Raw genomic sequence first — 10,422 nt, 5'->3', positions numbered from 1 at the left:
AACTCTACCAAGATCTAGGGGCTGATTACTTCGAGAAGCACAACGATCCCGAAGCTCAGGTAAAGCGACTGGCTCAGCGGATCGAGGCTCTCGGGTTCGACGTCACCGTAACCGAGAGGGTCGCCTAACTCGAACGATTCACGAAACCTATACCACTCTCGCATCGTGGGATGCTTAGGTCTTGTCGTCCCAATTCTCCAGGTGGTGGGGCATTACACTTTAGAGCGTTCGCAACAAGAGCGTTCGCTGGCGCTTGGCTTGGGCACGTAATCGATTCAACTCATCGGTTATGAGCAGCGTGAGCCTTGTGATTTCGGAGCGGCGCGTGCGCGTGGTTGCCAGTTCGCCTTGGCGAACCGACAGAGGAAACACTGCCCTGCCGACCTCGATCGCGATTGGTGCCGGGTATAGACCCTTTGCCCCAATCGGCATCGCTAACTCGGAGCCATAGATACCGACAGGCACGATCGGCACCCGTGCCTTTAAGGCGAGGTAGGAGGCACCCTCCTCTAGGTCAGTCACCAGCATGCCGCGACGGCGGGTACCCTCTGGAAAGACGACCAAACTCGAACCTGAGGCCAACGCAGCCTGCGCGATCTCCACTGCATCGCGATCGGTCCCGTCTCGATCGACTGGAAAGCCTCCAAGCAAACGCAAAAGGCGAGCAAGGACTGAGTTGGCAAAGACACCTGACTTGGCCATGTAGGTCATCGGGTCACCAGTTACTGAGCCGACAAGCAACGTATCGATATTTGAGCGATGCGTTGGAGCCAAGATGTACGGTGGCGGAGGCATCGCCTCCTCATAGTGAACGGTTGTCATCCAATAGCGAGCGTTGAAGCCCTCGACAATGCGTTGTGCGCCCTGGTAGAACCGGCGTTCAAAGGTTGAAGGAGCAATGTAGCGCGAACGATCCACCATCACCTCCCGGTCCGGAGTCGAACGATCTCATGCATGCGGCCCACCAAGGCCTCGACCCCCTCATCGGAGTTATCGACGATAAAGGCGTCATCGGCGATGGCGAGCGGTGCATCGAAGCGTGTGCTGTCATGATGGTCGCGCTCAAAGAGCCTCTGTCCCTCCTCGGGTCGACGCTCCAGGCGAACCGCGCGTCGAGCGACCAAGAAAAACTTACAATCCGCATCCGGCCACACTACCGACCCGATATCCCTGCCCTCGACCACGCAGGCACCCATGCGCTCAATCGTCAGGCGTTCGAGCGCCAAAATGTGACGACGAAGCAATGGGTTTGCCGACAGTATCGACAGCCGCGCCCGTACCTCTTGCGATCGCAACTCTTCGGTGAGTTCCACACCATCCAAACGTCCTACATGCTGATCGACCTCGATGGTGTGCGTGTCAAAGAACGCATCAACGACCTCGTCGGCGGGCTCGGCATCGGTTAGACCCCAGGCAACGATCCGAAAGAAAACGCCAGTCGAAAGCATCGGCACCCCGAGGACACGAGCGAGCATCGTCGCGACCGTAGACTTACCCGAACCTGCTGGCCCGTCGATAGCGACCACCATCGGCGGCACTACGACAATGCTTCCTGAATACGTCGCACCGACTCCGCCTCCACATTCCGATGACCAGCTGCTAGGATAGCAGCCGTAAGAGTTTGCACGGACGACGACGTTCCTAGTGCCACAAAGGAGTCAGATCTAGGGCGTCCGTCACACGTCAAATACTCCAAGAGGTTCGATCCACAAGCTTGAACCAAGAGGGTTGATCCAGAAAGGTGGTCCCATGGCAAAGTCACGGTATGTCAAGGATAGGGGGCTCAGTGCACGGATGGGCCTTACCCTCTTCCTCCTCGGCTTGGTCTATGTCCTCTTCTTCGGCATCCTCATCGCTGTGGGAGTTGGTGCCATCACCGTCATCATCATCGCGGTGGTGCTCTTGGTGGCGCAGTTCTATTTTTCAGACCGAATCGCGCTCTTTGGAATGCACGGTCATGAGGTCACCCAGGAACAGGCCCCGGAACTCTACCAGATTATCGCTCGACTCACGACACTTGCAGACATGCCGATGCCAAAGATCGCCATCTCGGAGCTTGACATCCCGAACGCCTTCGCTACCGGTCGAAGCCCCAAAAATGCCGTCGTCTGCGTGACTCGCGGTCTACTTCGTCGGTTGCCCCCCCAGGAGCTTGAAGCCGTCCTTGCACACGAGCTCAGCCACGTTGCTCACCGTGACGTCGCCGTCATGACCATTGCCTCGTTCCTTGGGGTCTTGGCCGGCCTTTTGACCCGACTCATGTTCTACTCAGAGATCTTCGGTGGCATGATGGGAGGAGGTGGTGGCCGTGGCCGTGGTGGCGGTCGTGGCAACGGTGGGGGCAACATTATCGCCTTTGAGATGCTGATCATGTTGGTGTCCGCCATCGTGTATGCCATCAGCTTCCTCCTGATTCGGGCGCTGTCGCGCTATCGCGAGCTCGCCGCGGATCGCGCGGGAGCCATCCTGATCGGACGACCGGCAGCCCTCAAATCTGCGCTGCTGAGGATCTCGGGCACCATGGGGCAGATCCCCACTCGTGACCTGCGGACCGCCCAAGCGTTCAACGCCTTCTTCTTCACCCCCGCCATCAACCCACGCAACCCTTCGTTGGCATCGGGGCTGTTTGCAACCCATCCGAGCATCGAGAAGCGAATCGCACAGCTTGACGAACTCGATCGAGAGCTCGGAAAGGCCGAGTAGGTGGGCTTTTTCGACGCCCTCATGGGCAAATCCAAGCAGGTCAACGCGAACCTTGACTCGATCTTCGCCCTTTCGAGTGCCGCGATCACCTTGCAAGTATCGGCGAACCTTGTTGCTGTCAATCAAGCCGCCGTGGTGTTTAAGCCGGCCTCAGGAGCGGCGTTCGCCAACACCGAATCGGAGTTCCAAGACGTCCTCAAGGAGATGACCGACGTCAAGGTGTCGTTGTCGACCGACTCCTATGGCTACCGCTGGGTCCTGCTCGATGGAGACGACCTTGAGACCGTCGTCACTGCGTCACACGCCGTCAATCGAAGCCTCGAGGACCATGGCTTCTCGCCGCAACTTCTCTGCTCGCTCTACCCGTTCAAGGACACCGGCGACCAGAGCATGGCCTACTGGGTCTACCTGTATAAGCGAGGCACATTCTATCCATTTGTCCCTGTTGGCCACGAGCGTCGGGACAATGAAAAAGAGCTCTCCTTGAAGGCGGTCGTCGGAACAGATCTGCCGATTGAGGAGGATATGCAGCGCTGGTTCCCGCTCTGGGACATTCCGCTCAGTAGCTAACACTCCATCGACCCCCACTGTTCGAACTGATCCTGCCAGATCTTGCGCTGGGGGAGCCGGCCTGAGACGTGCCACGGCCGAACCTATTTTCGACCCCAGAGCCCGGTTCCGGCTTGAGCTGCTTCCTGAGTCGTTGTCATGCCTGTGAGAGCCTCGCAGTACAACCAGCCACGACGCAGGCCCTCACCCGGGAGCGCTCGATACAAGGAGTCCGGGTTGCGCGAAGCGCGACCGTGCACCCAATCCTCCATATGCGGTTACATCGCCGACAAGCAACCACCAAAGATACCTTGTCACCATCGACCAGCTAGAGGAGTCCTCGACTCGCTCCCCCATCGACGGCGATCGCCTGACCCGTGATATAACCAGCCCACTTTGAACACAAATACGCCACCATGGCACCAAAGTCATCTGGGTCACCAAAGTGGCCCATCGGGACGTGCTCTAACATCCGATCCAGGTCCACACCAGCCTCACGCAAACGCACGAGCCGCTCCGTCGCGTGCAACCCCGGCAGCACCGAGTTCACGGTGACATGAAACTTGGCGAGCGTCAACGACGCTGCCTTCAGGTACGCAAGAAGACCTGACCTTGCGATGTTGGAGGGCATCATCTCTGGGTCCGGCTCGCGCACCACGTAGGAACTAATGGAGACGATCCGACCCCACTGGTGAGTCATCATCAACGGAGCCGCCGCCTCCACCAACTCTATCATCGGCTCAAGCGCCACACCGATGCCTTCGTTGAGTTGGGCGAGACTCATCGCTCCAAAGGAGGCACTCGGCGGCCCACCGGCGTTCAGGACGAGAATATCGATGCGACCATGAAGCTCGACAAAGCGACCAACTAAGGCTCGCGCACCCCCTGGGATCGCGAGATCCACCGGAAGGTAGTCGGCGCCAACACCTAGCTCATCGACCGCGGCCTTTGCGACGACCTCATCTCGCGATGCAATCACCACATCCGCCTTCTCGGCAACCAGGGCGCGCGCAACCCCGAGTCCAAGCCCCCTTGACCCACCGGTCACCAAGGCCTTCGCACCACGCAACCCGAGATCCATACCCAGCCCCCTCTCGTGATAGGTCTAACGCGACCAACCCAATTCGCGACCCACGCCCCAGCGCTTCGGTTGTTTGAATCGCTGCGTGCGAACCTTCACAAGCTCAAACTTACTATACCCGTAGATCAATGACGGAACTCGCAAAGGACGCCTCCATCGGCAATAGCGCAACCACAGCATTGTTGCAATCCAGACCTTTCCATGAGTCAAGCCTTCACAAGAGCCCAGGCCTCGAAACCCCTCGGATCTAATTGACGACCGACAAGGGCGAAATGTCAGCCACGCCAGCAACTGAAGCCGATAGACGGCCGAAGAGACCAAGGCCAGCCGCCAATGCCAACCATCTGGCGAGGAGGTGGACTTGTACCTCTCGGCCGATTGGACGCCTAGCGTACCCCGGTTGATCGTAAACCTGCATCGCAACCAAGCTGCAGGACTGCGCACCTTCATGGTGTAGTCTTTACTACACTACTAGTAGGACAAAAAGCGAACATAGACCAGTAGACACCAAGCCATCTTGAAGTCCACAACCATACGACAACATCCAAAGGAAGGAAGGAACAGATCAGATGAGTACCCAAGCACAATTAATCGTACGAGCCTCGCAGGCGCTGTTTGCCAACGGCGTCATGTCGCACACGGGCCATGCAAACCTATCGGCTCGGCTCAATGACAGTCAAATGCTTCTCACCATCGACGGCCAAGTGAGGAACCTCTCAGAAGAGCGGCTGGCCACCGTCGGTCTCGACGGCACCGTCATGGCCGGTGAGCTGGATCCGACCAATGCCGAAATCATTGCAATGCACTCCGAGGTCTACAAGGTGCGTCCAGAGGTTGGCGGGATCATCCACACTCACTCACCCCATCTGCTCGCCTTTGCGATGGCCAATGTCGCCCTCCCCTGCCGGTACGAGGCCCTCCTTCGCTGGGGACAAGCTACCGACGTACCGGTAGCCCCGTGGGCTCCACGCGGCTCCGAGAAGTCCGTGTCAGCCATCATCGACCTTGTCAAGGCCCACCCAGACACCCAGACAGTCTTGCTTGGCAATCATGGAGTCCTCGTCTTTGGCAAAGACCCCCTCGCCGCAGCGCAACTTCTCACCGTCTTGGAAGAAGCTGCTGAGGCTGAGATAGCTGCGACTGGCCTCGGCGGCGCTCAGTCGCTCCCAGCCTCTGCTCTTGAGGCGATTCGTGCCTCGATGGCCAGGGTACGCTGATGTCAGGTGACGCCAGCATCAACACCGAATCGATTCAGGCGAGCTACCGCGACCTAACGGGGACCGTACCAGCCTCAATCACCGAACGAATTCGGCTCAACACCCGCGGCGATCGCGAGTCGAGCATGGTGGCGATTGAGGCACTGCGAGATCAGCTGATCATGCACAATCCACTCGATCGCAAGACAAGCCAACTCGTTCACTTCGGTCAACTCCTCGCCCTTGGCGAGGAGGCGGCCTCCCTACATGCAGGAGCAGCCAAGAAGGCCGGCGCAACGCTTAGGGAGCTACTCGGTGTCGTCGAACTAGCACTCATCACCGCCGGCATGCCAGCCTATAGCCGCGGCATCGAAATCGTTGGGGCCCTGTTTCCTTCGGGTCATGACTGAGGACCCCCAGACAGATAGCGGCCAGCTCACCGGTGACCTTGGCTTTCGGCTCTCCCGGCTGGCACGTCGGCTCCGTGCGGACTGGGGTGATCGCATCGCGACGATTGGGTTGACACAGCCTCAAGCCGCCGTGCTCCGCGCGCTGTGCGAACGCGGCGACCTTGGTTTGAGAGAGCTGGCCCGCCTCATCGGGGCAGACCCTTCCAACCTCCGCCGTGAGATCGATCGCCTCGTTGGCGATGGGCTGATCATTGTCGACGACGTCGGTCAGCGGGGTCGCAAAGTTACGCTGTCGTTGACAACAGAGGGTTCACGACTCACCAACGAGGTGATCGCGCTCAGCGCCGAGCACGCCCGATCGACCATCGGTCAACTCTCCCCCTCTGACTACGAGGCTTTGGCCGTAATCGTTGGCCAGCTCGAGGCCGTCCTTGGGATTGACCATGAGCGACCCAAGGAGTCTTAGCTCGCACAGATAGTCTTGGCCACGCCCTGCATCTTGGCTCGTTACCAACACGCCAGCGACCCGAGCCCCGCAGAGTCGATACCATCTAAGCCGGACCCAAGAGAAGCCGGGCTCTTCAGACCTTCTCGCATGTACGGGCCAGTGTCACCTTTAGCCGACACTGACGACGATCAAGGGAGTCAGGCGCATGTCGGTCCGGTCATCGCGATGCGACAGATGTCTCGAAAGCTGCGAAGTACAGATGGCTATCTATCTAACCAACGAGCGCAAGAGATCGGGAGCACAGTACCAGCACGGCGCTTGGTTAGCTACATCCGACACCGATCGCTAGGTTTCTTCATCAATCAACTCGACCGTGGCAGAGGTCAGCTGACCCAGATCGGTAAAGAAACCTGGATAGCTCGACGCGACGGTCTCAACACCGTCAATATCGGTCACCCCACCAGCGATGACCCCAAGCACCGCCGCTGACATCGCGATCCGGTGATCGAAATGCGCCACCACCCGGCGATGCTGCCTCACGAGCGATCCTGGTCGTAACCCACCATGGACAATGAGACCTTCGGCGAGGGTTTCAACTCTCACCCCGAAGGCACGAAGCGCCTCGGCGGTCGTCTCGATGCGGTCACTCTCCTTCACCCGGAGTTCGCCGACATCATCAAAGACCGTTACACCGTCGGCCAGGGCGGCCCCAACACAGAGAATGGGGATCTCATCGATGAGGCTCGTCACCATGGATCCCCCAACCCGAGTCCCGACGAGCGAAGCACCGACGACGGTGAGGCTTTGGTCATTGACTCGCTCGATGTGAGCACCCATCGAAGCCAAGACGTCCAGGAAGCCCGTGCGTGTTGGACCTAGGTAGGTATCATCGACATGAACCGATGACCCAGGCGTCACCGCGGCGCCCACCAGAAAGAATGCCGCCGCCGACGGGTCGCTAGGAATCCGATAGTGCAACGGAGACGGTCGCGTGGGACCAGCAATGCTCACCGTATGGGACCCATCGTCAGCCACGATCTCATCGAAGGGCACATCACATCGACACAAAAACTCCTCGGTATGGGGACGACTGAGCGATGGCTCGATGACACTCACCTGACCATCGATCCCCAAACCCGCCAGCAACACCGCCGACTTTACCTGCGCCGAAGCCACGTTGAGCTCGATAGTCCCGCCATGGAGTTTGCTCGCGTGGACCGCGACCGGCAGCCGGGTGCCCTCACCCCGACCCCAAATGGAAGCCCCCAGCCGTTGCAGAGGGGCGAGCACGCGAGCCATCGGTCGCTCTCGCAGCGAGGCATCGCCAGTGAAGACGGTCATGCCAGGTGCCAGGGTGGCAACACCGATGCCAAGCCGAACTCCGGTACCCGAGTTCGCCAGGTCGATGACCTCAGTCGGCTCTGCGAGGTGAAAGAGTCCAGGGCTTTGTACCAGGGTTTCGGCCCCGTCGGCAACGATTGACGCCCCAAATTGCTCGATCATCCTGGCGGTTGCCGCGACATCGTCAGCTCCACTGAGATGGGCTAGCCTGGACGTACCCTCGGCTAGGAGCGAAAACAAGAGTGCACGATGACTGATGGACTTGTCCGGGGGCGGTACCAGCGTGCCAGCAAACGATGGATCAATCGAGGTGATTCGAGCAAGCATTGCGCACTACTCAGGGAGATCGTCACGCAGACCGATCGCCCCCCGCAGATAAACGTGGTGGATCTGGTTGCGATCCCGATCATCCTCGATGTGCATCATCACCCGGACGCAGTGGGTTACGGCACCTTCGATCAACAACTCTTGCGCACAGATCAAGGGTACATCGCCAAGGCCGATGGCGCGGGCCGCGGCTGCGGGAAACATTGCATGCAGATCCGGTGTCGCCGTAAAGAACAGACTGATGAGTTGATCCTTCGACAGATGGTTACGTTCAAGCATCGCAGTTACCAACTCACGCACGCTCTCATCGATCGCCGCGGAGGTATCCGCCTCCACCGTTGTTGCACCTCGTACCGCTCGAATTCCCATGGGTGACAGGTTAGCTGTTCACTTGGGCACCCGCACGCAATGCGATCAACTCGGTGCTGGTGATGTCACGCGATGCCCCAGGGACAAGGTTCGGATCTGTCAACGAGCCGATTCGCGTCCGCACCAGGCGGGTGACTTCGAAACCACAGGCGCCAACCATGCGCCGAATCTGGCGATTCTTGCCCTGCTTGAGCACGACACGAAGGGTACGATCGGAAAGCTGGCCTACCCGCTTGGCAACCAGAAACTCTCCGTCGAGTTCAATACCCCGACGCAAGGTGGCAACGAGTTGCGAGGTGACGCGGCGATCAAGGGCCACCAGATACTCCTTCTCAACCCCACCTCGTGGGTGCATCAGGTAGTCGGCGAACGGGCCATCGTTCGTAAGGATCAACAAACCCTCGCTCGCAAAATCGAGACGACCAACCGGATAGATCCTGCTTGTGCTTGGAACGAGATCCACGACCGTCGTGCGACCCTGAGGGTCATGAGCGGTGGAGACGACACCGGCCGGCTTGTTGAGCAGCTTGTACTCAAGCGAAGCGGCGAGCCCGACCGGCGCCCCGTCGACCAAGACGACATCTGCTACACTGACTCGACAGCCGAGACGGGCAACCTCACCGTTAACGGTGACTCGACCCTCCTCGATCAACAGTTCACAGACCCGTCTCGATCCATAGCCACGCGTCGCCAAGACCTTCTGCAGTCGTTCACCTATCGATTCCGTCGTGACTCCTCAAGTGCTTCAACCAGCTCTGCCGAGGGTACGAAGTCGGCCAGTGCAGGGAGGGCGGCGAGTTCCTCGAGTCCGAACCGTTCGAGAAAGAGCTCCGTTGTCGTAAAAAGAATCGGCTCTCCAGTCTTGGCGCGACGACGGTCACCGGCGATAAGGCCACGATCGACAAGCAAGCGCATCACGCCATCAGAGCTCACGCCGCGGATCTCGGAGACCTGCGCTCTCGAAACCGGCTGAAGATAGGCCACCACAGCGAGTGCCTCCATCGCGGCGGCGGAGAGTGTTGGGCTCTGATCCTCAGAGAGGTATCGACCGAGAATACCAGCTAGATCGGGGGCGGTCTTTAACACGTAGCCATTGGCCACCTTGATCACCCTGGTCGCACGATCGAGCTCAATCAGGTCCGTGGCAAGATGCTCGATAGCCAGGGCGACGATCGAGATCTCGAGTTCGAGGAACTCGGCCAAAGCATCGAGTCCAACCGGCCCAACACCAAGCGAGAGGATCCCTTCGATCACTCGTGCCGCCGCCTTAACCGATGCCGATACCGCCTCATCATCGAGTTCGGGGCCAAGCTCTAAAAAGTCACGCTCAACCAAGGGTACGAACCATCTCCGTTACCAAACCCAGACGCCCGGCATCAAGGACCGCAACCTCGATGTCATCACCGACTTGGGCTAAGCCAATTGCCCCAAAAGCATGGGCTTCGAGCAGAATCACGAAGCTGACAATCACTTCAACGCCTGAAGCCCCTGCGATCATGGCACTAAAGGAGGACATGCGCTCGAGGCGAGCCAAAAAGTTGAGTCCGATGCCCACCACGTCCACCGAGGAGCGTTCAAGCGGCGTCGGTCCAGCCTCAGCACTAGCGGATGCCCGTGCGAGGGCCCGTGCGATGGCTTCGCCAAGCTCGGAGGATGCAAACACCACCGAAGAGTCGCGATCCTCGACAAGTTCGGACGCCTCGAGCGACACCGGGAGCGTCGCGGCGGTGGCTTCAAGACGGGTACGCATCGCTTTGGACGCCGATGCGTAGATCGCCTTCTCGACCAACCCGAGAAGAATCCCCTCAAGGGCACGGTCCAGCTCCTCGTCCTCGATCACCTCATCGTCATCTTGATCGAGCAGCCAGTGCATCTTCATCCTCATCAGCCAGGTCCCGGCGACCAGCTCAAGGCTGAGTGTATCGACATCGTCTAGCTCCCCAAGCTGTACAAAGAGCTCACCAAGACGAACGTCGATTAGCTCGACCATCTGGCTAC

General features: G+C 59.3%; 13 protein-coding genes. 5 read left to right on the top strand and 8 right to left on the bottom strand.

From position 1 onward, the window contains the following. Nucleotides 1–219 precede the first annotated feature (219 nt). Together MP439_09400 and MP439_09395 are read right to left on the bottom strand one after the other, a co-directional pair. Nucleotides 220–921, bottom strand: a complete 702-nt coding sequence (locus MP439_09400; protein ID MCI2976275.1) for a 1-acyl-sn-glycerol-3-phosphate acyltransferase — start codon at nucleotides 919–921, stop codon at nucleotides 220–222. Beyond that, the gene (locus tag MP439_09395; GenBank protein ID MCI2976274.1) at nucleotides 921–1,529 is read right to left on the bottom strand and encodes a (d)CMP kinase; all 609 of its coding nucleotides are present in this window, start codon (nucleotides 1,527–1,529) and stop codon (nucleotides 921–923) included. Before MP439_09395 ends, MP439_09400 begins: the two co-directional genes overlap by 1 nt. Before the next feature lie 220 nt (nucleotides 1,530–1,749). Here MP439_09395 and htpX point away from each other — a divergent pair, with 220 nt between their 5' ends. Both htpX and MP439_09385 read left to right on the top strand, forming a co-directional pair. Beyond that, complete coding sequence (gene htpX, locus MP439_09390) at nucleotides 1,750–2,703, top strand: zinc metalloprotease HtpX (protein MCI2976273.1); 954 nt, start codon at nucleotides 1,750–1,752, stop codon at nucleotides 2,701–2,703. Then, nucleotides 2,704–3,273, top strand: a complete 570-nt coding sequence (locus MP439_09385; GenBank protein MCI2976272.1) for a hypothetical protein — start codon at nucleotides 2,704–2,706, stop codon at nucleotides 3,271–3,273. 307 nt (nucleotides 3,274–3,580) lie between these two features. Here MP439_09385 and MP439_09380 read toward each other — a convergent pair whose 3' ends face one another. Further along, on the bottom strand, nucleotides 3,581–4,333 hold the full coding sequence (locus MP439_09380; GenBank protein MCI2976271.1) for an SDR family oxidoreductase: 753 nt from the start codon (nucleotides 4,331–4,333) through the stop codon (nucleotides 3,581–3,583). Nucleotides 4,334–4,902: 569 nt separating this feature from the next. On the opposite strand from MP439_09380, the gene MP439_09375 reads away from it, so the two are divergent. Genes MP439_09375 through MP439_09365 form a run of 3 tightly spaced genes read left to right on the top strand, consistent with a single transcriptional unit; the run spans nucleotide 4,903 to nucleotide 6,405 of the window. After that, on the top strand, nucleotides 4,903–5,550 hold the full coding sequence (locus tag MP439_09375; protein MCI2976270.1) for a class II aldolase/adducin family protein: 648 nt from the start codon (nucleotides 4,903–4,905) through the stop codon (nucleotides 5,548–5,550). After that, on the top strand, nucleotides 5,550–5,939 hold the full coding sequence (locus tag MP439_09370) for a carboxymuconolactone decarboxylase family protein (GenBank protein ID MCI2976269.1): 390 nt from the start codon (nucleotides 5,550–5,552) through the stop codon (nucleotides 5,937–5,939). Before MP439_09375 ends, MP439_09370 begins: the two co-directional genes overlap by 1 nt. Next, the gene (locus tag MP439_09365; protein MCI2976268.1) at nucleotides 5,932–6,405 is read left to right on the top strand and encodes a MarR family winged helix-turn-helix transcriptional regulator; all 474 of its coding nucleotides are present in this window, start codon (nucleotides 5,932–5,934) and stop codon (nucleotides 6,403–6,405) included. Before MP439_09370 ends, MP439_09365 begins: the two co-directional genes overlap by 8 nt. 327 nt (nucleotides 6,406–6,732) lie before the next feature. Here the strand turns inward: MP439_09365 and aroA are convergent, their stop codons facing one another. Genes aroA through MP439_09340 form a run of 5 tightly spaced genes read right to left on the bottom strand, consistent with a single transcriptional unit; the run spans nucleotide 6,733 to nucleotide 10,414 of the window. After that, entirely contained in the window at nucleotides 6,733–8,055 is a 1,323-nt protein-coding gene (aroA, locus tag MP439_09360; protein ID MCI2976267.1) for a 3-phosphoshikimate 1-carboxyvinyltransferase, read from the bottom strand. Between the two features lie 6 nt (nucleotides 8,056–8,061). After that, complete coding sequence (gene aroH, locus MP439_09355; protein MCI2976266.1) at nucleotides 8,062–8,391, bottom strand: chorismate mutase; 330 nt, start codon at nucleotides 8,389–8,391, stop codon at nucleotides 8,062–8,064. A 43-nt stretch (nucleotides 8,392–8,434) separates the two neighbouring features. Continuing rightward, a complete protein-coding gene (locus MP439_09350; protein MCI2976265.1) occupies nucleotides 8,435–9,118 on the bottom strand; it encodes an rRNA pseudouridine synthase in 684 nt (227 codons plus the stop codon). 20 nt (nucleotides 9,119–9,138) lie between these two features. Next, nucleotides 9,139–9,759, bottom strand: a complete 621-nt coding sequence (gene scpB / locus MP439_09345; protein MCI2976264.1) for an SMC-Scp complex subunit ScpB — start codon at nucleotides 9,757–9,759, stop codon at nucleotides 9,139–9,141. Continuing rightward, the gene (locus tag MP439_09340) at nucleotides 9,752–10,414 is read right to left on the bottom strand and encodes a hypothetical protein (GenBank protein ID MCI2976263.1); all 663 of its coding nucleotides are present in this window, start codon (nucleotides 10,412–10,414) and stop codon (nucleotides 9,752–9,754) included. Before MP439_09340 ends, scpB begins: the two co-directional genes overlap by 8 nt. Nucleotides 10,415–10,422: the final 8 nt, after the last annotated feature.

It is taken from the genome of Ferrimicrobium sp. (assembly GCA_022690815.1).
GTDB lineage: Bacteria > Actinomycetota > Acidimicrobiia > Acidimicrobiales > Acidimicrobiaceae > Ferrimicrobium.
The sequence above is the reverse complement of the archived record's forward strand: the minus strand, read 5'-3'. Positions and strand labels throughout refer to the sequence as shown.